Origin of the sequence: Shewanella sp. ULN5, from assembly GCF_030731885.1 — a bacterium.
Taxonomy (GTDB): domain Bacteria; phylum Pseudomonadota; class Gammaproteobacteria; order Enterobacterales; family Shewanellaceae; genus Shewanella; species Shewanella holmiensis.
In genome coordinates this window covers 16,988-43,494 of record NZ_JAPJEE010000005.1, presented here as the reverse complement: position 1 = coordinate 43,494, position 26,507 = coordinate 16,988, and the positions used below count along the sequence as shown (strand labels likewise).

Annotated in this window: 19 protein-coding genes and 2 tRNA genes; 18 read left to right on the top strand and 3 right to left on the bottom strand. The window is 41.1% G+C overall.

What is annotated here, in order from left to right:
- Nucleotides 1–477: 477 nt before the first annotated feature.
- Nucleotides 478–1,077, bottom strand: coding sequence for a YjaG family protein (locus ORI98_RS06525; RefSeq protein ID WP_261297274.1), 600 nt, complete (start codon nucleotides 1,075–1,077; stop codon nucleotides 478–480).
- Complete coding sequence (barA, locus tag ORI98_RS06520; protein WP_306134699.1) at nucleotides 1,070–3,937, bottom strand: two-component sensor histidine kinase BarA; 2,868 nt, start codon at nucleotides 3,935–3,937, stop codon at nucleotides 1,070–1,072. The genes ORI98_RS06525 and barA overlap by 8 nt, the downstream gene beginning before the upstream one ends.
- Before the next feature lie 101 nt (nucleotides 3,938–4,038).
- Here barA and rlmD point away from each other — a divergent pair, with 101 nt between their 5' ends.
- The 13 genes from rlmD (at nucleotide 4,039) to rpoS (ending at nucleotide 18,179) form a co-directional block, all read left to right on the top strand.
- On the top strand, nucleotides 4,039–5,427 hold the full coding sequence (rlmD, locus tag ORI98_RS06515; protein WP_306134698.1) for a 23S rRNA (uracil(1939)-C(5))-methyltransferase RlmD: 1,389 nt from the start codon (nucleotides 4,039–4,041) through the stop codon (nucleotides 5,425–5,427).
- 214 nt (nucleotides 5,428–5,641) lie between these two features.
- A complete protein-coding gene (gene relA / locus ORI98_RS06510; RefSeq protein ID WP_306134697.1) occupies nucleotides 5,642–7,846 on the top strand; it encodes a GTP diphosphokinase in 2,205 nt (734 codons plus the stop codon).
- 41 nt (nucleotides 7,847–7,887) lie between these two features.
- Nucleotides 7,888–8,727 carry a nucleoside triphosphate pyrophosphohydrolase gene (mazG, locus tag ORI98_RS06505; protein WP_261297270.1) on the top strand — a complete coding sequence of 280 codons (840 nt, stop codon included), beginning with the start codon at nucleotides 7,888–7,890 and terminating at the stop codon, nucleotides 8,725–8,727.
- 149 nt (nucleotides 8,728–8,876) lie between these two features.
- The gene (locus ORI98_RS06500; RefSeq protein ID WP_261297269.1) at nucleotides 8,877–10,514 is read left to right on the top strand and encodes a CTP synthase; all 1,638 of its coding nucleotides are present in this window, start codon (nucleotides 8,877–8,879) and stop codon (nucleotides 10,512–10,514) included.
- A gap of 274 nt (nucleotides 10,515–10,788) precedes the next feature.
- Nucleotides 10,789–12,090: a phosphopyruvate hydratase gene (eno, locus tag ORI98_RS06495; protein WP_261297268.1), complete on the top strand. Its 1,302-nt coding sequence runs from the start codon at nucleotides 10,789–10,791 to the stop codon at nucleotides 12,088–12,090.
- A 95-nt stretch (nucleotides 12,091–12,185) separates the two neighbouring features.
- Entirely contained in the window at nucleotides 12,186–12,488 is a 303-nt protein-coding gene (gene ftsB / locus ORI98_RS06490) for a cell division protein FtsB (RefSeq protein ID WP_261297267.1), read from the top strand.
- 4 nt (nucleotides 12,489–12,492) lie between these two features.
- Nucleotides 12,493–13,194 (top strand): 2-C-methyl-D-erythritol 4-phosphate cytidylyltransferase, encoded by a 702-nt coding sequence (gene ispD / locus ORI98_RS06485; RefSeq protein ID WP_261297266.1) that lies wholly within the window; start codon nucleotides 12,493–12,495, stop codon nucleotides 13,192–13,194.
- Between the two features lie 13 nt (nucleotides 13,195–13,207).
- Entirely contained in the window at nucleotides 13,208–13,687 is a 480-nt protein-coding gene (gene ispF / locus ORI98_RS06480; RefSeq protein WP_306134696.1) for a 2-C-methyl-D-erythritol 2,4-cyclodiphosphate synthase, read from the top strand.
- A 14-nt stretch (nucleotides 13,688–13,701) separates the two neighbouring features.
- Complete coding sequence (truD, locus tag ORI98_RS06475; RefSeq protein ID WP_306134796.1) at nucleotides 13,702–14,769, top strand: tRNA pseudouridine(13) synthase TruD; 1,068 nt, start codon at nucleotides 13,702–13,704, stop codon at nucleotides 14,767–14,769.
- A 31-nt stretch (nucleotides 14,770–14,800) separates the two neighbouring features.
- On the top strand, nucleotides 14,801–15,550 hold the full coding sequence (gene surE, locus ORI98_RS06470) for a 5'/3'-nucleotidase SurE (protein ID WP_261297264.1): 750 nt from the start codon (nucleotides 14,801–14,803) through the stop codon (nucleotides 15,548–15,550).
- Nucleotides 15,547–16,182, top strand: coding sequence for a protein-L-isoaspartate(D-aspartate) O-methyltransferase (locus ORI98_RS06465; RefSeq protein WP_261297263.1), 636 nt, complete (start codon nucleotides 15,547–15,549; stop codon nucleotides 16,180–16,182). Before surE ends, ORI98_RS06465 begins: the two co-directional genes overlap by 4 nt.
- 33 nt (nucleotides 16,183–16,215) lie before the next feature.
- Nucleotides 16,216–17,139 carry a peptidoglycan DD-metalloendopeptidase family protein gene (locus ORI98_RS06460; protein WP_306134695.1) on the top strand — a complete coding sequence of 308 codons (924 nt, stop codon included), beginning with the start codon at nucleotides 16,216–16,218 and terminating at the stop codon, nucleotides 17,137–17,139.
- 77 nt (nucleotides 17,140–17,216) lie between these two features.
- Complete coding sequence (gene rpoS / locus ORI98_RS06455) at nucleotides 17,217–18,179, top strand: RNA polymerase sigma factor RpoS (protein WP_261297261.1); 963 nt, start codon at nucleotides 17,217–17,219, stop codon at nucleotides 18,177–18,179.
- A 281-nt stretch (nucleotides 18,180–18,460) separates the two neighbouring features.
- Here the strand turns inward: rpoS and mutS are convergent, their stop codons facing one another.
- Nucleotides 18,461–21,043: a DNA mismatch repair protein MutS gene (mutS, locus tag ORI98_RS06450; RefSeq protein ID WP_261297260.1), complete on the bottom strand. Its 2,583-nt coding sequence runs from the start codon at nucleotides 21,041–21,043 to the stop codon at nucleotides 18,461–18,463.
- Nucleotides 21,044–21,372: 329 nt separating this feature from the next.
- On the opposite strand from mutS, the gene recA reads away from it, so the two are divergent.
- The 5 genes from recA to ORI98_RS06425 all read left to right on the top strand — a co-directional run bounded on the left by recA (nucleotide 21,373) and on the right by ORI98_RS06425 (nucleotide 26,506).
- Complete coding sequence (recA, locus tag ORI98_RS06445; RefSeq protein ID WP_261297259.1) at nucleotides 21,373–22,434, top strand: recombinase RecA; 1,062 nt, start codon at nucleotides 21,373–21,375, stop codon at nucleotides 22,432–22,434.
- Between the two features lie 415 nt (nucleotides 22,435–22,849).
- Nucleotides 22,850–25,474, top strand: coding sequence for an alanine--tRNA ligase (gene alaS, locus ORI98_RS06440; RefSeq protein ID WP_261297258.1), 2,625 nt, complete (start codon nucleotides 22,850–22,852; stop codon nucleotides 25,472–25,474).
- A gap of 419 nt (nucleotides 25,475–25,893) precedes the next feature.
- Nucleotides 25,894–26,088, top strand: coding sequence for a carbon storage regulator CsrA (gene csrA / locus ORI98_RS06435; RefSeq protein WP_188840632.1), 195 nt, complete (start codon nucleotides 25,894–25,896; stop codon nucleotides 26,086–26,088).
- Between the two features lie 233 nt (nucleotides 26,089–26,321).
- Nucleotides 26,322–26,413, top strand: a tRNA-Ser gene (locus ORI98_RS06430).
- Between the two features lie 19 nt (nucleotides 26,414–26,432).
- A tRNA-Arg gene (locus ORI98_RS06425) sits at nucleotides 26,433–26,506 on the top strand.
- Nucleotide 26,507: the final 1 nt, after the last annotated feature.

Here is a 26,507-nt window from a genome sequence, read left to right as displayed (position 1 = left end):
ACTAGGGGCTGTTGATCTTTCAAGGTTGTTTTTGCAGCGAATTGTTGGCCATTTATATAAGGCAGAGGCTTTGCTGTGTAGTTATTCTACATAATAAGCCGATAACGAAGTAAAAATGGCCAACAAACGCTGTCCGAAGGATTCGGCTAAAAACGAATTACGCTTTGTTGAGTGAACTTTGCTTAGATTGCTAGGCTTCACTCCACTCGCCGCGCTTAATTCGTTTTTATCTCGAACAAAATTCCACCAGCAAAGATCAACAGCCCCTAGATGTTTGTGTATGAAGATCTTGAGTAAGCGATATTTCTAAGGACTCCACTGTAGATACTCAATAAGCTAAAGCCTCAGAATGATAGTTTTTCTTTTGCTGGATTGAATGGCGGTAAAGGGCATAAAAAAACAGCCTAAGGAATTTCAGGCTGTTAATTTTGATGTGTTTTTTAGTGGTATTTGTTTCTATAATCGTCTTGTTAACGACTATTGCATACTAATACCAATATTAGATACGCCAGCTTCAATAATGTCTTTTCTTAAGCCTTTAACTAACTCTGGATTAATGTCTGGATTCGCTTCAATAATATCTAACAGCATATCTTGCAGTTCTTTTTCTTCTTGCATCACTGGGTGAGCAAAAACAAAGTCATCTAAGGCTTCGTCCATTAGGCTCTCGTCGCTTATTGCTTCAATATAATTAGCGACAGTGCTTGAAGACAGTTTGCTGATATTAATAATATCATCTTCCATCTTAGCAGAAATGGCACTCATAAGCGTTGATATTGCTACAGCGGCGTCCATTGCGGGGTACACTCCATATGCTTCAAAATCAGCAGGATCGGGTGTGTTTTCCTCTATACGTTGTAGGTGCACATCAACATTGTATTTGGTTTTTTTATCATATTGGCTTTGCCACAATAGCTCTAATGCTGTTGATAACACCATGGGTTGACCAAACTCACATACTTCAGAGAATAATTCATAATTTGGCAACATACGCTGGCATAAGGCTACAGCAAATAATTGCTTTTGAGGTAAAGATAACGCCTTTAAACGTTTAAAAAATCCAGGTTTGTTAGTCATGCTTGATGTCCATTGATAACTGTTCTAATACTTGTGTTGCTGCTGATTCTACCTTAGTTAGCTCATCAAGTAACTCAAGTATTTCCGGTTCTAGTTCACTGGTTTGGGTTTTATGTTTCAACGCAGACTCTATCTCTTGGCAAAGCTTTTGCGTGGTAGGCACTCCACAATAACAACTTGCACCATGTAATTTATGCACCGCTTGAAGCATGGCCTGCTGATCTTGGTTTTGCATAGCGGATTCTATGGTGTTTATGGTATCTGGAATGGAATTAACCATCATTTTAAGCATCTCAAGTGCCAGATTTGGTTTTTGATTTGCTTGTCGCAAGCACAAGTCCCAATTGAGTGTGTGAAGATCAAAATGGGTGAATTTGGGTTTAGCTACCCAGCGATTAATCACTTTCTTTAATGATGATTCATCAATTGGTTTTGGTAAAAAACCATCCATTCCCGATGCCAGAATATTTGCCCGCTCCTCAGCAATAGCATGTGCGGTTACAGCAATTATCGGAGTGTGGCGATTCATCGATTCATGACGAATTTTTTGAGACGCAGTAATGCCATCAATACCAGGCATTTGAATGTCCATGAAAATTAATTCGAAGCTTTTACACTTAGCTAATTTGATCGCTTCTTCACCACTTTTGGCTGTGGTGACGCTAAATACTAACTCCTGTAGTAAAGAATCAATTAACTTTAAATTTGCGACATTATCATCTACTGCTAACACTGAAACATTTAGTCGTTCATTGTTATCTTTTACAGCTAAAGGCATTAGCTGCTGTAACGTTTCAGGTGTCGGAGGATAAATTAGGTGTCTTGCCAACTGAGTATCACTAATTGGTACAGAGAGCAATAAATCGGTATTAGGCTTGAAGTGATTCACAATCACCTCTTGATCAATACAATCGTGTAATAAGATAAGGCAGTTAGTGTGTTGTTTAGCTTGTTTTAACGTGACAGTTATTTGCTCAGGATCGCTAAAGCCATGGCAACTCATTAATATATAATCAAAATGGATGTTGGGCTGTTCAAACGTTGTATTGAGATGATCTAATTGACCGACACTAGTCAGTTTTAAATGCCATGCTTCTAAACGTTGATTCAACACATCACGGGTTAATTCGCGAGGCTCGAACAATAGTATTGATTTACCCGACAGCACATCCATTGGCAGCACTTCACCAATTTCAAACTGGCTGATACTCAGTGGTAAAATAAACCAGAAGTTAGACCCTTTATTGGGACTTGATGTGAAACCTATTTGTCCACCCATTTGGTTAATTAGACGTTTAGTGATAACTAAACCAAGACCCGTACCACCAAAGCGGCGAGAAATGGAGGAGTCTGCCTGACCAAATGCCTGGAACAAATACTCTTGCTGGCTTTCGTCAATACCAATACCTGTGTCGATAACTTCACACCTTAAAGTGACATTATCTTCTGTTGACCCCACCAGGGTAATCTTGAGAATCACGCTACCTTTATCGGTAAACTTAATCGCATTACCAACTAGATTGGTGATAATTTGATTCACTCGCATCGCATCACCACTAACGCTCTCAGGAACATTAGAGTCAATATCTATTACCAGTTCTAAGCCTTTTTCACGCGCACTTCCCGAAACAATATTTAATGTGTCAGCTAAGGTCTCTCTCAATGCGAAAGGCATTTTCTCAAAGGCCATTTTACCGGCTTCAAGTTTGGAGAAGTCCAGAATGTCATTGATGATCCCCAATAAATTACTGGCGCTTCGTTCAATTGTTTTGATGTAATCTAGCTGGCTAGAATGCAGTGGGGTTTTGATGAGTTGTCTTGCAAAGCCGATAACGCCATTAAGTGGCGTTCGTAATTCGTGAGACATATTGGCCAAAAACTCGGACTTGATGCGACTGGCTTCTAATGCTCGTTTTTTGGCTAAGTCCAATTCCACGTTTTGAATTTCAATTTGTTCTAAGGTTTCGCGTAAATCAGATGTCGCTTGATCAATATTTTGCTGCATTTCATCGTGATACTCACTTAATGAGCCCGCCATCGCGTTGATACCGCGTTTTAATAAATCCAGCTCACCAATTAAATTGCCGTCTAGGCGGGTATCAAGTTTGCCTTCTCGAATTTTGGCAACCACACGGACCATTTCAGTGATTGGATGGTTAACATGTTTGACTAAGCGAAAGGTAAAAAATAAATTAAATTGAACTCCAATCAATACAATAATGAAAGCGGCAATCGCAGCACGATGCTGTTCAAGTAGAGCATTTTCTTTATTGACAAGAATGGCAATGTAACCCAGTACTTGTTCTTGCTTACTATTATAAATAGGCTTAGCGATGCTTTGCCCTGCAAGGTGGTTTTGTTGAAAGCCGCTTTCGACGGAATAATTGCTCGAGTCATTTTTGATAAATGCCAGCGGATCAAGATCTGTATTTGCAATAATTGGGCTGCGGATAATTAAAATATCATCCAGGGTACTAAACTCGGTTGCATTTAATTCAGATAATGGCAACTGCGTACGCATTATCTCAAAGTCTTTGTGATAATGAGAGGTGACGAATAATTGATTTTGACTATCAAAAATGGCTAAAGACAATACCAGAGAAGAGTTTTTCATCTGTGAAGCGGAGAGCAGTTTTTTTGTTGAAATGCGATCCTGAGTGACAATCCCAAACTCGCTGGCTAATGCTAAAGGTTCTATAATACTGCTACCTTTTTCCATAAGCGTTTCTTCAAGTTCATAAAAGCGGTTTATGGTGAAGTAACTTCCAAGTAGAATACCCACCACAACGGTAGGAGCCAATGCCAGTACCAGTACCCATGAACGTAGGCTGTATTTAGTCATATTTTCGGTACTTTTCATGTTTTGGGCTTACGTTCCTACAAAATATTGTTGATATTCAGTCTAGACTGCCAGAAATTGCGCACTCTTGACTAGTGTTTTATTCATTTTTAGAGGCCGAAATGGCACAATTTTTTAAAGCTAAACCAAACAAATCTAAGCAATTATCTTCAAAGCTTAGTCTTGAAATCACTCAACTGGATCATTTAGGCGCAGGTATGGCCCAATATCAAGGGAAAGTGGTGTTTGTTGCCGGTGGATTACCTGATGAAAAGGTGACTGTGCAATTAACCGAGCAAAAGAAAAATTATGCCAAGGCCAAGTTGATTAAAATAGATCAAGCATCAGCGCAACGTCGTGAACCAAACTGTCCTCATTATGTTGAATGTGGGGGATGTGATTTACAACATTTAGATGTCGCGGCGCAACGCGAGCATAAACAAAATGCATTAATTGATTTAATGAGCAAACTAGGCCGAGATTTGGTTGCTGATGAAATAGTGGCACCAGCCATTACAGGTGAAGCATGGCATTATCGTCGCAGAGCCCGTTTAGCGACGGTTTTTGATAAAAACACTAACCACTTGCAGTTAGGTTTTAGGCAAACGGCTTCAAGTAAAATTGTCTCAATTACCCAGTGTAATGTGCTGGCAAAACCATTATCGGATTTGATCACGCCTTTTGCTGCGAATTTGAATCAATTGAAGTCAAAATCAAATTTAGGTCATTTAGAGTTAAGCCAAGCTGAAAATGGCTTATTTGCTGTATTGCGTGTGACGAAAATCTTACCCGCTTCAGATATCCGTTGGTTGACAGAGTTTGCTGCCACCCATGACATCTGTTTATTGCTGCAAGACAATGACAATCAACTGACCCAATTGCATCCTCAATTGTTAACCGAGGCAGGTAAGCAAAAGGTGACACTCCCTTTTTATTCATTAGCCGCTGAAAACCATCCGCAACAAACGGTTCGCTGTGAATTTACTCCTGGTAATTTTGTTCAGGTCAATGGTCCTATTAATCATGATATGGTCACACAGGCAGTGAGTTGGCTCGACCCTCAGGCAGATGAGCGGGTGCTTGATTTATTTTGTGGCGTAGGTAATTTCTCACTCCCGCTAGCGTCAAGTGCGGCAAAAGTGATTGGTGTGGAAGGTGTACCTGATATGGTTCAGCAGGCAAAAAACAATGCGGCGTTAAATCAGTTAGACAACTTATCATTTCACCATGCCGATTTGAGCGCAGATCTTACCCATGAAAAATGGTTAGGCAAAATTGATAAGCTACTTTTAGACCCCGCGAGAGCAGGTGCTTTTGAAAGCTTACAATGGCTTAAAAAAATGCGCCCTAAAAAGGTGGTTTATGTTTCTTGTAATCCCGCCAGTTTGGCTCGTGACAGTAAAGTGCTAATTGATCAAGGATACCAATTAAGTAAGATTGGTATGGTCGATATGTTTCCACAAACGCATCATATTGAAGCAATGGCATTATTTGAACTGAATGTGTCTTAAACATAGTCATTTACATTTTATTGAATTGATAAATAAAACCGTTACGCTCAATATAGTCTCTCTAACATTTGGTGCTGTTGACCGTTAAAAGTGAATGTTACCTTGGGTTGCTGCCATTTTTATTTGCAGATTAAGCCTTTTCACTTAATGGTCCGTTTGGCAAAAAGTTCATAACATTGCTGTTTTGGTAAATGGCAATGGGTAAGGAAAAAACATGGTTTCAGTTCGCGAAGCGCATTTCAATACAGATGATTTCAATCTTGAAGATTGGGTAGCAAGGTACATCGAAGATGCAAATGATGCACAAATGCTCCTAGATATGCTCAGGAAAATGGAAGCATTGCCTATTAAAGATAAGTTTGCACATACGCAATTGCTGACTCGTGCCCGCGAAATGATTGAAATTTTAGCGCCATTAAATATGGATCTAGAAACGCTGCAAGCGGCATTGTTATTTGTCATTTTAGAAACAGGGCAGATTAGCGAAGATAAGATAGATGAGGTTTACGGAGATTCATTAGCCAAATTAGTAGCCAGTGTCGTAACCATGAATGCCATTGGAGCCTTGAAAGTCACCGATAGCCGCAGCGCCGAGCCTCAAATTGATAATATTCGTAAAATGTTATTGGCCATGGTTGAAGATGTTCGGGCAGTGGTGATTAAGCTGGCCGAACGAGTGTGCTCGTTGCGCGCTGTCAAAAATGCCGATGAAGAAACCCGCGTGTTACTGGCAAGGGAAATTGCAGATATTTATGCACCATTGGCTAACCGTTTAGGGATAGGTCAATTAAAATGGGAGCTAGAAGATATCTCTTTTCGCTACCTTCATCCAAGCGTTTACAAAGATATTGCCAAACAATTAGATGGCAAACGGATGGACCGTGAAGTCTATATCGACAAATTTGTCACTCAACTTCAACAGCGTTTAGATGATGATCAGATACGTGCCAAAGTTTACGGTAGACCTAAACATATCTACAGTATTTGGCGCAAAATGAAAGGTAAAGACCTCAAGTTTGACGAGCTATTTGATGTGCGTGCAGTGCGAATTGTGACCGACAGGCTGCAGGACTGTTATGGCGCTTTGGGGGTGGTGCATGATTTATGGCATCACATTCCGCGTGAGTTTGATGATTATGTAGCCAATCCAAAACCCAACGGTTATCAATCTATTCATACTGTCGTTGTCGGGCCGGAAGGTAAAACCGTTGAAATTCAAATTCGAACTGAAGCAATGCACCAGGATGCCGAATTAGGTGTCGCCGCCCATTGGAAATATAAAGAGGGTGCCAATACCGTTAAGCAAAGCGGCTACGAAGAAAAAATCAATTGGTTACGTAAAATTTTGCAATGGCAAGAAGACGTTGCCGAAAGTGGTAACTTGGTTGATGAAGTGCGTAGTCAGGTGTTTGAAGATCGCGTATATGTTTTTACCCCTAGCGGCGAGGTGGTCGATTTACCGCTCGGCTCAACGGTATTAGATTTTGCTTACTATATTCACTCTCAAGTAGGGCACAGATGTATTGGCGCCAAGGTTGATGGCAGAATTGTGCCATTTACTTACCAGGTTGAAACCGGCGAGCGCATTGAAATTATCACCTCAAAAATAGCTAATCCTAAACGTGATTGGTTAAACCCGAATTTAGGCTATATCAAGTCTTCTCGTTCCCGTTCAAAAATTCAGCATTGGTTTAAACAGCAAGACCGCGATAAGAACATTATCGCAGGTAAAGAAATGCTGGAAACAGAATTGCAGCGTGCGGGCTTGAAATTGAAAGATGCCAATATTGCGGTAGAGCGTTTTAATCTAAACGGTATGGATGACATGCTTGCTGCTATTGGCGGGGGCGATTTACGCTTAAATCAGGTTGTTAACTTTATTGAAAGTAAGTTGCGTGCTGCGCCTGCATCTGAAGAAGATTTGGTTGAAGACATTCTAAAGAAAGCCGTTCATCGCCCTAAAAAGCCAGGTAAAGGGCAAGTTGAAGTCAATGGCGTCGGCAATTTACTCAGCCACATTGCTCGTTGTTGCCAACCCGTCCCTGGCGATGAAATTTTTGGCTATATTACAATGGGGCGTGGTATTTCAGTACATCGCAGTGATTGTGAGCAAGTCAAAGAATTGATGCGCGCTCACCCTGAACGTGCAGTTGAGGTGGTTTGGGGGGAGAATTACTCTGGCGGTTATCGTATCCGGGTGAAAGTGGTTGCCCATGATCGCAGTGGTTTATTACGCGATTTAACCACGGTTCTCGCCGCTGAAAAATCAAACGTTATGGCTATGAGTTCAACGTCAGATGTTAAATCTCAAACGGCAACCGTCGAGTTAGAGCTTGAGTTATATAATGTTGATGATTTATCTCGGGTGTTATCTAAACTTTCACAGGTTGATGGCGTGATTGAATCGCGACGTTTGTAATTCCCCCTTTTACATTGTTAGCTAAATTGACTTAGGCAATTATGGATACAAAGCACAATACGCAGATTCAGCCTTTGCTAGATATCATGCAAAAATTACGTGATCCCCTAGATGGTTGTCCGTGGGATTTAGCGCAAGATTTTCAAACTATTGTGCCTTTTACCATCGAAGAAGCCTATGAGGTTGCCGATGCAATTGAGCGAACCGCATGGGATGAGCTGCCAGATGAACTTGGCGACTTATTATTTCAAGTGGTATTTTATTGCCAGCTCGCCAATGAACAGGGCAAGTTTGATTTCGCAACAGTCGTTGAGCGGATCTGCGCCAAGCTTATTCGTCGACATCCGCATGTGTTTAATTCGCAATTTATTGCGTCACCTGAGCATACCGCCAACCAGGTAAAGCAGAGTTGGGAAGCCATTAAGGCACAAGAGCGTGCTGATAAGCTGCAGTTATCTTTACTCGATGATATTCCTCAAGCTTTACCAGCATTAAAGCGGGCAATTAAAATTCAAAAAAGAGTGGCAAAAGTTGGATTTGATTGGCCAGAGCTTGAGCCTGTCGTGGCCAAAATTTATGAGGAAGTCGATGAAGTACTCGTTGAAGCAAAATTAGTCGAGTCAGATCCTCAGCATTACCAACCTAAAGTGGTCGATGAAATGGGTGATTTATTGTTTGCAGTTGTTAACCTCGCTCGTCATTTAAATGTGGATCCTGAGCAAGCATTACGTCAGGCGAATCATAAATTTGAACGACGTTTTAGAGGCGTTGAAAATTGTGTGCAGCAAAGCGGTAAACAATTTGAAGACCATAACCTTGAGCAACTAGATTGCTATTGGGATCAAGTAAAACGCCAAGAGAAAGCCTCACTTTCAGACTAAATACATGACCTAATTAATTGGCAAAGCGTATATAGGCGAAATTATCGCTGTTTTGGTTTGTCGAATCGACATCACTTTGGTATACTATCGCCCCGTCCTAGTGCTTTCTTACAAGCACGTATTTTCCAACACATTTTCTCAGGTTCAGCATGACTACAAGGTATATCTTCGTTACTGGTGGCGTTGTTTCATCACTAGGTAAAGGCATTGCAGCAGCATCGTTAGCAGCAATTTTAGAGGCTCGTGGCCTCAATGTAACCATTATGAAACTGGACCCATACATCAACGTTGATCCGGGTACCATGAGCCCAACTCAGCACGGTGAAGTGTTCGTGACTGAAGATGGTGCTGAGACTGACTTAGACTTAGGTCATTACGAGCGTTTTATTCGTACTAAAATGAACCGTCGTAATAACTTTACTACCGGTTCTATTTACGAAGAAGTATTACGTAAAGAACGTCGTGGTGATTATTTAGGGGCAACCATTCAGGTTATTCCTCATATTACCAATGCGATTAAAGAAAAAGTGATTGCAGGTGGCGAAGGTCACGATGTTGCTATCGTTGAGATTGGCGGCACAGTGGGTGATATCGAATCACTACCATTCCTAGAGTCTATCCGTCAATTAGGTGCTGAACTAGGACGTGAACGTACCCTATTTATTCATTTAACTTTAGTGCCATTCTTAGGTGCTGCAGGTGAGATTAAAACCAAGCCGACTCAGCATTCTGTTAAAGAACTACGCTCAATTGGTATTGCGCCAGATGTGTTAGTTTGTCGTGGTGATCGCGCGGTTCCTGCGAATGAAAAAGCTAAAATTTCATTGTTCTGTAATGTTGAAGAACGTGCGGTTATCTCGTTAAAAGACGTAGACAGTATTTATAAAATCCCAGCACTATTACGTTCACAAGGTTTAGATGATTTAGTTATCAAGCGTTTCAACATTGATTGTGCGGATGCTGATTTATCTGAGTGGGAAAATGTAATTTATCAAGAAGCTAATCCAAATGGCGAAGTCACCATTGGTATGGTGGGTAAATATATTGAACTACCTGATGCGTATAAATCAGTTAATGAAGCGTTGAAACATGCAGGTTTGAAAACCCGTGTTAACGTTAATATTAAATATATTGATTCACAAACGGTTGAAGCTAAAGGCGAAGAAGTGCTTCAGGGACTTGATGGTATTTTAGTACCAGGCGGTTTTGGTGAGCGTGGTGTTGAGGGTAAGATTTTAGCGGCAAAATTTGCTCGTGAAAATAACCTACCATATTTTGGTATTTGTCTCGGTATGCAGGTTGCTCTTATTGAGTTTGCCCGCAACGTGGCTAATCTTGACGGCGCACATTCAACTGAATTCAACAAAGATACCCAATATCCAGTAGTCGGTTTAATCACTGAATGGATTAATGAAGATGGTGATGTTGAACAACGTCATGAAGCGTCAGATTTAGGCGGTACTATGCGTTTAGGTGCACAGCTTTGTCATTTACTTGATGGTTCTAAAGCGGCAACTGCATACAAAGGTGCCACGTGTATTGAACGTCACCGTCACCGTTATGAAGTCAACAACAACTACGTTGAACGTTTAGAAAAAGCGGGTTTAGTATTTAGTGGTTTATCTTCTGATCGTAAATTGGTTGAAATGATTGAACTGCCAAATCATCCTTGGTTTGTTGCAGGTCAATTCCACCCAGAATTTACTTCAACACCTCGCGACGGTCATCCACTATTTGAAGGCTTTATTTCTGCTTCTTTAGCTTATCAGAAAAGAGATTTAAACTAATTAATCAAGCCGCTGACTATGATGTCAGCGGCTTTTTTGTTACTGAGTCTGAATAAACTTAATCACAACTTGCGCTAGATCGACTTGTAGATAAATTGATAGTTGCTGTCAGGTTCAATTCGATTTATCCTAGCTGTTGTGGATTTAAATTACAAAAATGAAAGTTAATACCAATAAAAAGTCTAGAAAAAGCTTATAAATGGGTTTTTATTGGTGTTAATTTTTTATTTGATTTTAAACTTTCAGTATTACTGACATTATTTACGAGGGAATTATGGCTAACATTATTAACGTCATCGGTCGCGAAATCATGGATTCACGCGGTAACCCAACAGTTGAAGCCGAAGTGCACTTAGAAGGCGGATTTATTGGTATGGCAGCTGCACCATCAGGTGCATCAACCGGTAGCCGTGAAGCATTAGAATTACGTGATGGTGATAAATCACGTTATTTAGGTAAGGGCGTATTAAAAGCCGTTGCTGCAGTCAACGGTCCTATCGCAAAAGCATTAATCGGTAAAGATGCATTAGCGCAAGCTGAACTTGATCAAATCATGATCGATTTAGATGGCACAGAAAACAAAGCTAACTTTGGTGCAAACGCCATTCTTGCAGTGTCTTTAGCGGCGGCAAAAGCTGCAGCAGCATCTAAAAAAGTCCCTTTATATGCACACATTGCTGACTTAAACGGCACGCCTGGTGTGTATTCAATGCCTTTACCTATGATGAACATCATTAATGGCGGCGAGCATGCTGATAACTCAGTAGACATACAAGAGTTTATGATCCAGCCTGTTGGCGCAGCGACTTTCCGTGAAGGCTTACGTATGGGTGCTGAAGTATTCCATAGTTTAGCCAAAGTGCTTAAGTCTCAAGGCCACTCTACAGCAGTGGGTGATGAAGGTGGTTTTGCACCAAACCTAGAATCAAATGCTGCAGCGCTTGCAGCAATTAAAATTGCTGTTGCTAACGCTGGCTACGAATTAGGTAAAGACATCACCCTAGCTTTAGATTGTGCAGCATCTGAGTTTTATAACAAGGAAGAAGGTATTTACGATCTTAAAGGTGAAGGTAAGCAATTTACTTCTGAAGAGTTTAACTACTTCTTAGAAGATCTTGTTAACCAGTACCCAATTGTTTCTATTGAAGATGGTTTAGATGAATCTGACTGGGACGGTTTTGCTCACCAGACCAAATTACTTGGTGATAGAATTCAATTAGTGGGTGACGATTTATTTGTAACCAATACAAAAATCCTTAAGCGTGGTATTGATAACGGTATTGCCAACTCTATCCTGATTAAATTTAACCAAATTGGTTCGTTAACCGAAACTTTGGCTGCAATTAAAATGGCTAAAGATGCAGGTTTTACAGCCGTTATCTCTCACCGTAGTGGTGAAACCGAAGACTCAACTATTGCTGATTTAGCGGTAGGTACTGCTGCAGGCCAAATCAAGACTGGCTCATTAAGCCGCAGTGACCGTGTTGCTAAGTACAACCAGTTATTACGCATCGAAGAAGCGTTAGGTTCAAAAGCACCTTACAACGGTCTTAAAGAAGTTAAAGGGCAAGCATAATATTTTGCTTTGCTGATTAAAAAGGCCACCACTCGGTGGCCTTTTTTGTTGTATCATAAGCTTATTCATCATTTCGGATAATTTGCTTAGCTACTATGAAGAAACTTTTATTCGCTTTAACGTTCCTGTTAGCGTTACTCCAATACAGATTGTGGATGGGCGAAAATAATTTATCTGAATATTTTCTGCTGCAAACTCAAATTCAAGCTCAGCAAGAAAGCAATGCCAAATTGATTGCCCGAAATCAAATTCTTAAAGAAGAAATCATCGATCTAAAAAGTGGCACCGAAGCGATAGAAGAGCGAGCCCGAAACGAGTTAGGCCTCGTTAAAGAAGGGGAAACTTTTTATCGTGTTGTCGGAGCAGAATTACGAGATCGAAATCGTTTTGGCCATTAATCAAATGACAGCAGCTATTCGTAACATTGTCGCTATCGTTCCTGCTGCGGGTATTGGCAGTCGAATGGGCGCAGCCATCCCCAAACAATATTTAACGATAGGAAAAAAGACTATTTTGTCTCATACCCTAGATCGTTTATTAACTCATCCAGCCATTTCACAAGTGATTGTGGCATTACACCCTGAAGATGATTTATTTACGCAATTATCGCAGGCAGCGCATCCGAAACTGACACAAGTCATCGGTGGTTCTGAGCGTGCAGATTCTGTGCTGGCGGCGCTTCAAATTGTAGATAATGATGCGTGGGCCTTAGTACATGATGCTGCTCGTCCCTGTGTGACCCATAACGATATCGACAAACTGATTTGTGCACTTAATGAGTTTCCTCAAGGGGCGATATTAGCAGCACCCGTTAGAGATACAATGAAACGTGGTAATGCCAATGGCACCATTGAACAAACTGTTGAGCGTAACCAGCTTTGGCATGCATTAACACCTCAGCTTTTTCCAGCGTCAGCGCTTAAGGACAATCTTAAGCAAGCGTTGCAAGCTAAAGCCACCATTACCGATGAAGCCAGTGCAATGGAATGGGCAGGAATGTGTCCAGGATTAGTAACAGGACGTGTTGATAATATAAAAGTGACTCATCCTGACGATTTAGAGCTAGCTCAGCTGTTTCTAACTCAACAAACAATATTGAAATAAATAAGGTTATCCAATGAAAATGCGAATAGGCCATGGTTTCGATGTGCATAAGTTTGGCTCTGATAAACCCCTTATTTTAGGTGGAGTGACAGTCCCCTATGAGACTGGACTCATTGCCCATTCTGATGGAGATGTTGTTCTGCATGCTATAAGTGATGCGATACTGGGTGCGATGGCACTTGGTGACATAGGTAAACATTTTCCTGATACTGATGCTCAATTTGCAGGTGCCGATAGCCGTGTCTTACTGCGTCACTGTTATGATTTAGCGCTGCAGAAAGGTTATTGCATCGGCAATTTAGATGTCACAGTGATTGCTCAGGCACCTAAAATGGCACCGCATATTGACGCAATTCGCCAATGCCTTGCCGTGGACTTAAACACCTCAATTGAAGACATTAATGTTAAAGCGACAACCACAGAAAAATTAGGCTTTACCGGCCGAAAAGAAGGTATCGCCGTCGAGTCTGTCGTGTTAATGCTACAAAAATAGAGCGCTTATCCATGATATCTGAATTACATTATTTACATTCAAAGCCAACAAGTACCGCCGATTTACGCACTTATAACAGTGATTTCATTGTTGAAGAAATATTACCCTTTTCGCCGACAGGTGAGGGGGAGCATCATATGCTTCATATTCGAAAAGATGGTTTAAATACAGGCCATGTTGCTGAAACTTTAGCAAAATTTGCTAAAGTACATCCTAAAGAAGTGACATATGCAGGCCAAAAAGATAAAAATGCACAAACTGAGCAATGGTTTGGTATCCGTATTCCAGGTAAAGAAACACCAGATTGGCAGCAGCTTAATAGCGATAAATTAACGATTTTATCCAGCCATCGTCATGGTAAAAAATTGCGTATTGGTGCACTTATAGGTAATCGATTTACGCTAACATTGCGTAATGTGACCAATATTGAAGCATTGCAGCAGCGATTTAATCAAATTGCTAGTGTTGGAGTGCCCAATTATTTTGGTGAGCAACGTTTTGGCCATAATGGTAAAAACTTGATGCAAGGCAGGCAGATGCTTTCAGGTGCTCGTAAAGTTCATGACCGAGCCAAGAAAAGTATGTATTTATCTGCGGTTCGCTCGCATATCTTTAATCAGGTAGTGTCTTACCGTCTTGCCCATCATCAATTAACTCCCATAGCTGGCGACTGTGTCATGCTCGCGGGCAGTAAAAGTTATTTTGTTGCAGAGCAATGGGATGAGTTATTACTAAACCGATTAGCCGAAGAAGATATTGGTTTTTCTGCACCGCTATGGGGAAGAGGCTTACCATTGGCATTGACCAATGCTGCAGAAATGGAAGCATTGGCTCTGAGTGAATATAAAGAAGACCTAAGCGGACTTGAAAATGCAGGTTTGAGCCAAGAGCGGCGTTTATTGTTACTTAAGCCGCAAGCAATGAAATGGCAAGTCAACGAAGATGTTTGCGTTATAGAGTTCATGTTACCCGCTGGTAGCTATGCCACATCAGTGCTGCGTGAGCTAGTGGATTATCAGGATGTACAAGAAATGAATTGGAAAGCTATGGTGGCTGAACAACAATCTCAAGCGTCCGAGTAATAACTTACTACCCAAAGGATCAACCACTCAAATGATTAATATTCTTGTGAGTAATGATGATGGTGTTAATGCACCAGGGATCATTGCATTAACTGATGCATTAAAAGCCTTTGCGAACGTGTTGACCGTTGCTCCAGATCGTAATTGTTCAGGAGCAAGTAATTCTTTAACCTTGACTAATCCATTAAGAATTAATAGCTTAGATAACGGCTATATTTCGGTTAATGGTACACCAACAGATTGTGTGCATTTAGCCATTCGCCAGCTTTGTGTTGCTGAGCCTGAAATTGTGGTGTCTGGTATCAATGCTGGCGCCAATATGGGAGATGATACTTTATATTCAGGCACTATAGCCGCAGCTATGGAAGGTCGATTTTTAGGGCTACCGGCAATTGCAATTTCATTAGCTGGGAAAAAACTGCAGCATTATGACAGTGCTGCAGAGTATGCGGTAAGAATAGTGAAAAGCCTGTTGAGGCACCCTATAGAGTCAAACCAGATTTTAAATGTCAATGTGCCAGATCTGCCACTTGATCAAATTAAAGGTATTAAAGTGACTCGTCTTGGTGCGCGTCATAAAGCTGAAGGAATGGTTAAAACAACTGATCCTGCAGGTAAAGATATTTATTGGTTAGGGCCAGTGGGTGTTGAACAAGATGCGGGCGAAGGTACAGACTTTGGCGCAATCGCTGCGGGTTTTGTCTCTATCACACCGTTAACAGTTGATTTAACAGCATATAATCAACTTTCAACGCTAGCGGATTGGGTAACTAAAATATGACAGGTGTTTCATCTGCACGAGCAGTCAATTTAACAAAAAAATTGACTGAAGTAGGTATCAGGGATCAAACCGTATTAGACGCGGTAGCAAATACACCACGAGAATTATTTCTTGATGGTGCCTTGGCGCATAAAGCTTATGAAAATACGGCGTTACCCATCGGGCAGGGACAAACCATTTCTCAGCCATATATTGTGGCAAGAATGACTGAACTTTTGATGCAAACCAAACCACAACGTGTACTCGAAATTGGTACGGGGTCAGGTTATCAAGCAGCGGTTTTAGCGCAATTAGTGCCAGAACTGTGCACAATTGAGCGGATTAAGTCATTGCAAATTCAAGCCAGGCAGCGGCTCAAAAAGCTCGACTTACATAATGTCTCTTTCAAGTATGGAGATGGATGGAAGGGGTGGAGCAATCGTGGTCCATTTGATGGCATTATGGTGACAGCGGCAGCCGTCACTGTACCGCAAGCTTTATTAGAGCAATTAAGCGACAATGGTGTTTTGATTATCCCTGTAGGGGATGATCATCAACAACTGTTAAAAATAACGCGTCATGGTGATGAATACGAATCTCAGGTCATCGAAGCCGTAAAATTTGTGCCATTAATTAATGGCGATCTCGCTTAACCTTTTTTGACTGCAGTGATAGGATTTAATTTGATGTATATGGTTTGGCTGCGACTCTTCATTGTAATTATCGCTTTGTCTGGTTGCAGCTTTCAGGCACATAGACCAGCACCTGTTGAAAACCTCTCATCTTCTGCTCACCAACCTAAATATCACCGTGGTTCTTTATCCCATTCTGACTATATTGTTAAAAAAGGTGACACCCTTTATTCTATTTCTTGGGGAGCAGGGCGTCATTTTGCCGAAGTCGCAAGACTGAATAATCTCAAAGCACCTTATACCATTTACCCAGGTCAGAGGCTCAATTTAACTCAGTTGTCATCAAAAAGTACGGCAAATGTTAATGAAAATAGTGCTTCAGGCGTAAGTGTTGGTACAGTTACCCCGCCGTATAGCAGTGCAGATTCGAGTAAAAATTCTAAAGTTAATCAACCACAAAGCACTGTAAAACCTAGGCAAACAGTAAAATCAACGACAACGAAAAAAGATCTTGATCACAAGGCTAAGCCTGCGTATTCTGTAACAACTACCCAACAAAAAATTAACCAAACTGAAAGTTCACTGATAGCAGATTTACCCAGTAAAGTGCAGAAGTGGTACTGGCCCGTTAAAGGAAAAATTATTGGATATTTTTCTTCTAGCGAGCAAGGCAATCAGGGGATAAAGATTGCGGGAAATCGCGGCGACATTATCAAAGCTGCCGCAGATGGGAGAGTCGTTTACGCAGGAGATGCGTTACGTGGATACGGTAACTTAGTGATTATCAAACATAATGATGAATATTTAAGTGCTTATGCTCACACCGACAGAATTCTGGTTAAAGAAAAGCAATATGTTAGCGCAGGCCAAACAGTTGCAAAAATGGGCAGTACAGGGGCAAACCAAGTGATGTTGCATTTTGAAATTCGCTATCATGGTAAGTCTGTTAACCCATTAAGATATCTACCTAAGCAGTAATTGTTTAGCAACATTAATAACGGAGGATAAGAAAGTGTAGATCTATAACATCACAATTAGGGTTTGGGAGAGCAATTATGAGCCAGAAAACAAACGCTGCTATGGCAGACAAATCTGTTGATCAAGCTAAAAAACCACAAGACGTTGATACTCTATTAGTTCAACAATTAGACATAGAAGAAAAAGTCCAAGAAGACTTACATAAAAATTTAGATGCCACTCAATTATATTTAGGTGAAATAGGTTTTTCTCCGCTGCTAACCGCAGAAGAAGAAGTCTTTTTTTCACGTAAAGCCCTCAAAGGTTGCGAAAAATCACGTAACCGAATGATCGAAAGTAATCTTCGCCTGGTTGTAAAAATTGCTAGAAGATACAATAACCGTGGTTTAGCGCTACTCGACCTTATCGAAGAAGGTAATTTAGGATTAATCCGTGCAGTTGAGAAATTTGATCCCGAAAGAGGTTTCCGATTTTCAACTTATGCGACTTGGTGGATCCGTCAGACCATCGAGCGCGCCATCATGAATCAAACCCGTACTATACGTTTACCCATTCATGTAGTGAAAGAGTTAAATGTATACCTTCGTACAGCCAGGCAATTGGCACAAAAACTGGACCACGAACCTACGGCGGAAGAAATCGCAGAAAAACTCGATGTCTCCACGGGTGATGTTAGTCGGATGTTGAAATTAAACGAACGCATCACTTCAGTTGATATGCCTCTTGGTGGCGACAATGAAAAGGCCTTGCTTGATGTCATTGCCGATGATGATTCCGTTGGTCCCGATCACCAAGTGCAAGATGAAGATTTATCAAACTCAATCGTAGGTTGGTTAAATGAACTTAATACCAAACAACGTGAAGTTTTAGCTCGTCGATTTGGTTTATTAGGCTATGAGCCTTCAACTTTAGAAAATGTTGGGGCCGAAATCGGCTTAACTCGTGAAAGAGTGCGCCAAATTCAGGTTGAAGCATTGAAGCGTTTAAAAGATTTGTTGGGACAACAAGGTTTATCGGTCGAAGCCCTATTTAGAGATTAATTCAAACAGCCTTTAACATTGTTGGTATTGAGTTTTTTAATTTTCATAATCTAAATCATGTGGGAGTTTATTAACATAAAGCCATTGATATCATTAAGCATAAAAAAATACCTATCTTAGATAGGTATTTTTATTGTAACCGACTCTCGAAAGCTAAACACTCTAACATTAAATTCAAGATGAAGACTTTATCGTCACTTGTATATTCATTTCCCCATCAAGTTTTGCATTCATTTCTCTGGCGAGTCGTTAACTTTACTTATAAACGTTTTGTGGATGGCTTATATCACCTTAACCATTTGCTTTAATTGATACAAATATTCTAATGCTTGCTTAGGCGTTAAATCATCTGGATTCATCAGAGCTAATTTATCTGCAATTGGTGAGTAATCTATAGAAGGCATAGATAATGTCATTTGAGAGGGTAATCTATTATGGCTATCATGGTGGTCATCACGGCTTTCTAATTGACGTAATTTCTGTTTAGCGGCATTAATGACATTTTGTGGTACACCAGCAAGGGCGGCGACTTGTAAACCATAACTCTTGCTAGCAGCCCCTTCTTGCACTGCATGCATAAAGGCTATGGTATCTTGATGTTCGATGGCGTCTAGGTGCACATTGATGACCCCATTAATTAATTCAGGTAATTGAGTCAATTCAAAATAATGGGTGGCAAACAAGGTTAATGCATTCACTTTTTGAGCTAAGTATTCAGCTGCAGACCATGCCAATGATAGTCCATCATAAGTGGATGTGCCGCGGCCAATTTCATCCATCAACACTAAACTTTGTTTAGTCGCATTATGGAGAATATTAGCGGTTTCGGTCATCTCAACCATGAACGTTGAACGACCTGAAGCAAGATCATCTGAAGCTCCTATTCGAGTAAATATACGATCAATATGGCCAATATAAGCACTTTGAGCAGGAACGAAACAGCCAATGTGCGCCATTAACGTGATTAATGCAACTTGGCGCATATATGTCGATTTACCGCCCATGTTAGGACCCGTGACAATCAACATTTTACGAGCGGGTGATAAACAAACGGGGTTAGCAATAAATGGACTTTGACTGACTCTTTCTACAACAGGGTGGCGACCAGCTTCTATGTTAATACCAATATCATTGGTCATTGTAGGGCAATGATAGCCAAGCGTTTGGGCTCGTTCAGCAAAGTTGCTGACCACGTCCAGTTCTGCTGCTGCATTAGCAAACTGCTGCAAATCTTGCAGTTTTGGCAACAGCAAATCAAACAACTCTTCCCAAAGTCGCTTCTCTAACGCCAGGGCCTTTCCTTGGCTTGATAAGACCTTTTCTTCATACTCTTTTAATTCTGGCGTAATGTAGCGCTCAGTCCCTTTTAACGTTTGGCGACGCTGATAATGGATGGGGACTCGATCGGATTGTAATCGGCTGACTTCGATATAATAGCCATGTACTCGGTTGTAACCGACTTTAAGAGTGTTAATGCCGGTTTCCTGCTTCTCGCGAGCTTCAAGTTCTACAAGATAGTCACTGGCACCTTCACTTAACTTACGCCATTCATCTAGTTCACTATTGTATCCATCTCTAATTACGCCGCCATCACGGATCAAAACCGGAGGGTTATCGATGATTGCGCGTTCAAGTAACTCATGTTCGTTTGGAAACTCGCCTAATAGAATCGCTAAATTGCTCAAATGTGGTTGCTGGCAAACTTGCAATGTTTGTTTAATCTCTGGCAGTAATGCCAATGCTTGTTTCAAGCGGGCAAAATCACGTGGACGGGCACTTCTTAAAGCAAGACGAGCCATAATTCTTTCGATATCACCTAATGCTTTTAGCTGATCATGCAGTAGTGGATAAATATCTTGTTCAATTAACTCATTAACTGCACTGTGGCGTTGCGTTATTTGAAGGCGATCTCTTAGAGGCTGATGGATCCAACGCTGAAGCATGCGGCTACCCATAGGGGTTGCTGTGTTATCTAATACCCATGAAAGGGTATTTTCGCGACCACCCGAAAGGTTTTGAGTTAACTCTAAGTTTCTTCTGGTTGCAGCATCTAAAATAATAGAGTCAGTTTGATTGAAGCGAACAATAGAATTGATATGGGGTAAAGCAGTTTTTTGAGTATCTTTCACGTACTGCATAAGGCAGCCAGCTGCTTGCAATGCTAAGCGAGCGTCACTAATACCAAAACCATGCAGATCTTTTGTACCGAATTGATTCAATAATAAGTTAATGCAAGTATCGTAATCAAACTCCCATTCAGGTCGACGTCTAATACCTTTTAACTGATTGATTAACAACATATCAGTGAAATCTTCACTGTAAAGTAACTCAGCAGGGCGGGTACGTTGGATTTCTGCTTCTAAAGCTTCTCTTGATGCGAGTTCAGAAATAACGAAACGACCAGATGAGATATCTAATGTGGCAAATCCATAGCCAACTTTTCCTTGATACAGTGCAGCTAATAAATTGTCTTGGCGTTCTTGCAGTAAAGCTTCATCGGTCAGGGTGCCTGGGGTGACAATTCGAACAACTTGACGATCAACCGGGCCTTTTGAGGTTGCAGGATCGCCAATTTGCTCACAAATCGCAACCGATTGGCCAATTTGCACTAACTTAGCCAGATAACCTTCAACTGCATGGTACGGAATGCCTGCCATTGGGATTGGGTCTCCACCACTTTTCCCACGTGCAGTTAATGAAATGCCAAGCATTTCTGATGCTTTTTTTGCATCCTCATAAAAAAGCTCATAAAAGTCGCCCATACGATAGAACAACAACATGTCTGAATGAGCCGCTTTCATGGTCAGGTATTGACGCATCATTGGGGTATGCTTTTCTAAATCAAGGTTATCAATTGCGGTCATTGGTTATGTCATACTCTTATGTTTACTTGTCGTAATTCATCTAATCTAGCTGTGAATTATCATGCTACTTTAATGCGGCTAATCTTACCAAAATTTGCCAAGATTAGAAAAATACAAATACCTATTATCGCCATTAATTTACTAATTAACTGATTTTATTTGTTAATAAAAAAATTTAACCTCAGGGCTTGATACTGTATGACTATACAGTATACTTGACAACATATTGAGCTGGCCGATGTTAATAATGTCGGTTAACAACACATTTACCAAAAGCATATTATCCATTAATTGCCAATTTTGCAGTTATTGTCTGGAAGGGGTTTAAAATGAAAGCTGATCCAAATAAAGAGAAAGCACTTGCCGCAGTGTTAAGTCAAATTGAAAAACAATTCGGTAAAGGTTCGATCATGAAGTTGGGCGAAGATCGCACAATGGATGTTGAAACTATCTCTACCGGTTCACTTTCATTAGACATCGCGTTAGGTGCTGGTGGATTACCAATGGGGCGTATCGTTGAAATATACGGTCCAGAATCATCTGGTAAAACAACACTAACCTTAGAGGTCATTGCTGCTGCACAACGTGAAGGTAAAACATGTGCCTTTATCGATGCGGAGCACGCATTGGACCCAATTTATGCCAAAAAGCTTGGTGTTGATATTGATAACTTATTATGTTCACAGCCTGATACTGGTGAACAAGCATTAGAAATTTGTGATGCATTAACTCGTAGTGGTGCAGTTGATGTGATCATTGTTGACTCGGTAGCGGCATTAACACCAAAAGCCGAAATTGAAGGCGAAATTGGTGATTCACATATGGGCTTAGCGGCTCGTATGATGAGCCAAGCGATGCGTAAACTTGCTGGTAACTTGAAGCAGTCAAACACCTTACTTATCTTTATTAACCAAATCCGTATGAAAATCGGTGTCATGTTTGGTAACCCAGAAACTACTACAGGTGGTAACGCGCTTAAGTTTTATGCTTCTGTGCGTCTTGATATTCGCCGTACTGGTGCGATTAAAGATGGTGATGAAGTTGTCGGTAACGAAACTCGCGTTAAAGTGGTTAAAAATAAAATTGCCGCACCATTTAAACAGGCTGAGTTCCAAATTATGTATGGTCAGGGTATTAACCGTACAGGTGAACTTGTTGATTTAGGCGTTGCTCATAAGTTAGTTGATAAAGCGGGCGCTTGGTATAGCTATAAGGGTGACAAAATAGGTCAGGGCCGTGCTAATGCCGGTAAATACCTTAAAGAAAACCCAGCAGTAGCGCAGGAAATTGAACAAACATTACGTACTATGTTGTTAAGTTCAGGCACTGGTGCAAGTTCTGCCACTGATGTTGATGAAAATATCGATTTAGAAACAGGCGAAGTATTCTAAGCTGGTTTGTAAAATCTATCGCGGTAGCGCACCTTGCGCGCCGCGACTATTCCCTTGATAAAGTCCGCTTAACACGCCAACAATATATGGCTCATCCCTTCAGTATTAACACTTCATTTGATTTTAAAGTCACTTGTAACTTTAGGGCGTCCAGTGTCATCATACGTAGTGCGAACACTATGCCTCATAGACTATGGCTCATAAACTCGACTAATCTCTGTATAAACATAATTTGACCAATACTAATTCAAGTCAAATTAGCTCAAATCAAGTGATAAATATTATCGCTTTTTATGGATACCTTAATCCATTCTCTCATCTCGCATATTAAAGTAAATTCAGTATATAATACCCACATTTAGTGGCCTGTATTGCAGGCTGACAACTTTTGTATACTCTATTTCAGGACAATTCCATGTTTCAGACCACAGCAGAGTTAAGAAGTGCTTTTTTAAAGTATTTTGAAGATAACGGACATCAGGTAGAAGATAGTAGTTCGCTCGTTCCAGCTAATGATCCAACACTGTTATTTACCAATGCGGGTATGAACCAGTTCAAAGATGTGTTCTTGGGCATGGATAAACGTAGCTATACTCGTGCAACTACCTCACAACGCTGTGTTCGTGCCGGTGGTAAACATAACGATTTAGACAATGTGGGTTATACCGCGCGTCACCATACTTTTTTTGAAATGCTCGGTAACTTCAGCTTTGGTGATTATTTTAAAGAAGAAGCCATTCGTTTTGCATGGGAATTCTTAACCGTAACCTTGAAACTGCCTACTGAACGTCTATGCGTGACTATTTATGAAACAGATGATGAAGCATTTGAAATCTGGAATAAAAAAATAGGTGTAGCGGCAGAGAACATTATCCGAATTGGGGATAATAAAGGTGCAGCTTTTGCCTCTGATAATTTCTGGCAAATGGGTGATACCGGTCCCTGCGGTCCATGTACTGAGGTTTTTTATGATCACGGCGATCATATCTGGGGTGGTCGTCCTGGCACACCTGAAGAAGATGGCGATCGTTTCATTGAGATTTGGAACATCGTCTTTATGCAATATAACCGTCAAGCTGATGGTGAAATGCAGCCTCTGCCAAAACCTTCTGTTGATACCGGTATGGGTATTGAACGTATTGCCGCAATTATGCAAGGCGTCCATTCAAACTATGAAATTGATATTTTTAAAACCCTAATAGCTAAAACGGCAGAAATCATTGGTGTTACCGATTTAGAGAATAAGTCTTTACGCGTTATCGCTGACCATATCCGTTCATGTGCTTTCCTTATTGCCGATGGTGTTATGCCATCGAATGAAGGTCGAGGTTACGTTTTACGTCGAATCATTCGCCGCGCTGTACGTCATGGCAATAAGCTAGGAGCAAACGAATCTTTCTTCTATAAACTCGTACCTACACTGATTTCAGTAATGGGTGATGCAGCAAAAGAGCTTGGTCAAATGCAAGCTATTGTCGAAAAAGCCTTGAAAGCGGAAGAAGAGCAATTTGCTCGTACACTTGAGCGCGGACTACAAATCTTAGACTCAGCTTTAAACGAGTTAACCGCTAAAACATTAGACGGAGAAACCGCCTTTAAGCTATACGACACTTATGGCTTCCCTGTTGATTTAACCGCAGACGTTTGTCGTGAGCGTGATATTCAAGTGGATGAGGCGGGTTTTGAAGCGGCAATGGCTCAGCAGCGCAAGCGTGCACAAGCTGCAGGTAATTTTGGCACTGACTATAACAGTAACTTGATTATTGATACCGAAACGACTTTCTGTGGTTATGCAGAGCTTGTCGGTAATGCAGCTGTCAAAGCACTGTACCTAGACGGTAAAGCCGTTGAACAATTAACCCAAGGCCAAACGGGTGTGGTTGTATTAGACAACACGCCATTTTATGCCGAATCAGGTGGTCAAGTCGGCGACCAAGGTCAATTAATTGCTGAAGGCGTTGTGTTTAAAGTGGCTGATACGCAAAAGTTTGGTCCTGCCACAGGACACGAAGGCGAAGTTATTTCTGGTGACATTAAAGTTGGCCAAGTGCTTACTGCTCAAGTTGATAAAAAATTACGTCATCGTACCGAACTAAACCATTCTGTAACGCATCTACTGCATGCCGCTTTGCGTCAAGTGCTAGGTGAACACGTTAGCCAAAAAGGCTCGTTAGTTAACCCTGAAAGACTGCGTTTCGATTTCGCACATTTTGAAGCGGTTAAACCTGCTGAGTTAAAAGCAGTTGAAGAATTAGTAAACGTTCAAATTCGTCGTAACCATGAGCTTAAAACCGCTGAAATGGCGATTGATGAGGCCAAAGAAAAAGGCGCTATGGCGTTATTTGGTGAGAAGTATGACGCTCAGGTACGTGTTGTAACCATGGGCGACTTCTCAATAGAGCTGTGTGGTGGAACACATGTTGGCCGTACAGGTGACATTGGTTTGTTCAAGGTAACTTCTGAAGGTGGTATTGCTGCAGGTGTTCGTCGCATCGAAGCGGTCACTGGCGCTGCGGCAATGGCCTATATCGCAGAACAACAGGCTCAAATTGAAGAAGCGGCTTCATTGCTAAAATCTGATAGTGCATCTGTTATCACAAAGTTAAAAGCTCAGTTGGATAAAGTGAAGCAGTTAGAGAAAGATTTATCGCAAATCAAAGATAAACTGGCTGCCGCAGCCAGTGCAGATCTCGCTGGTGATGCTATTGAGATTAATGGCATTAAAGTGTTAGTGAAAAAGCTTGAGGGCGTTGATGCTGGCTCATTACGTGGGTTGCAAGATGAGCTTAAACAAAAGCTAAAATCTGCGGTTATTGTGTTGGGTATTGCCAGTGAAGGTAAAGTTAATTTAATTGCTGGCGTCAGCAATGATTTAACTAAGCAAATTAAAGCCGGCGAGTTAGTGGCTATGGTTGCTCAGCAGGTTGGTGGTAAAGGCGGTGGACGTCCAGATATGGCTCAAGCTGGCGGTACACAACCTGAAAATCTTGATGCGGCATTAGCGCTTGTACAACCTTGGTTAGAACAACGTTTAAGCTAATTGTAAATAATAATCGAGCAACGTTACATCTGTTTGACTTTTGTTGCTGGTTATTCAGGCCTTAAAGTGGTTATTATGCTTTAGGGCTTGAGTGTGTTAAGCACTTTTGGCATAGTAAACAAAGTTTTGTTGCTGGTCTGTTTCACAGCGCATTTTTCGTTAGCTTATGTTGGACGAATTACTTTTTAGTATTATCGTGTTTAACCAGTTTATAAACGACTCGTTACCAAAATCATTTTTGAATGGTGCTGTTAGGTGACTTTTATTTGGTTTTAAGCTAATTGTTACTTTTTGAATTGTGTGCGCTTAATCGTCAAACTTCGAATTGAAGGTACTATGACTTTTACTGAGCAGACCTTATAATAAACGCATATTACGGACAAAGCGTGTTATGCAGTGTGAACTAAAGGAGCAACCGAATGCTAATTTTGACTCGCCGTGTCGGCGAAACATTGATGATAGGTGATGAAGTCACTGTTACTGTATTAGGTGTTAAAGGCAACCAAGTACGTATTGGTGTTAACGCACCCAAGGAAGTATCTGTTCACCGTGAAGAGATCTACCAAAGAATTCAATCTGAAAAATCAGACTCGTCTGAAGGTGGTAATTTCTAATCTATTGTTGATTAAATTTATCAAAATGATTAAGCCAGCTTTTGCTGGCTTTTTTGTTTTCAGCTTTCAAGGTCGTTTTATTCACTATATTTATTCACCTATTAGAACAGAGTTTTCAGCCTTATATGCCGTTTAACTCCGCAATGTGATTAAAAACAGTTCAAATGACAATCGGTTTCCTAAAAAGGGTTTGACTTATTTCCGGCAGACAGTAATATGTGCGCCAAGAAAACGGAGAGGTGGCCGAGTGGCCGAAGGCGCTCCCCTGCTAAGGGAGTATGGGCTTTAACTCCCATCGAGGGTTCGAATCCCTCCTTCTCCGCCATTTCTTACTTGATAATATTGCGCGTGTAGCTCAGCTGGATAGAGTACCTGGCTACGAACCAGGCGGTCGGAGGTTCGAATCCTCCCACGCGCAC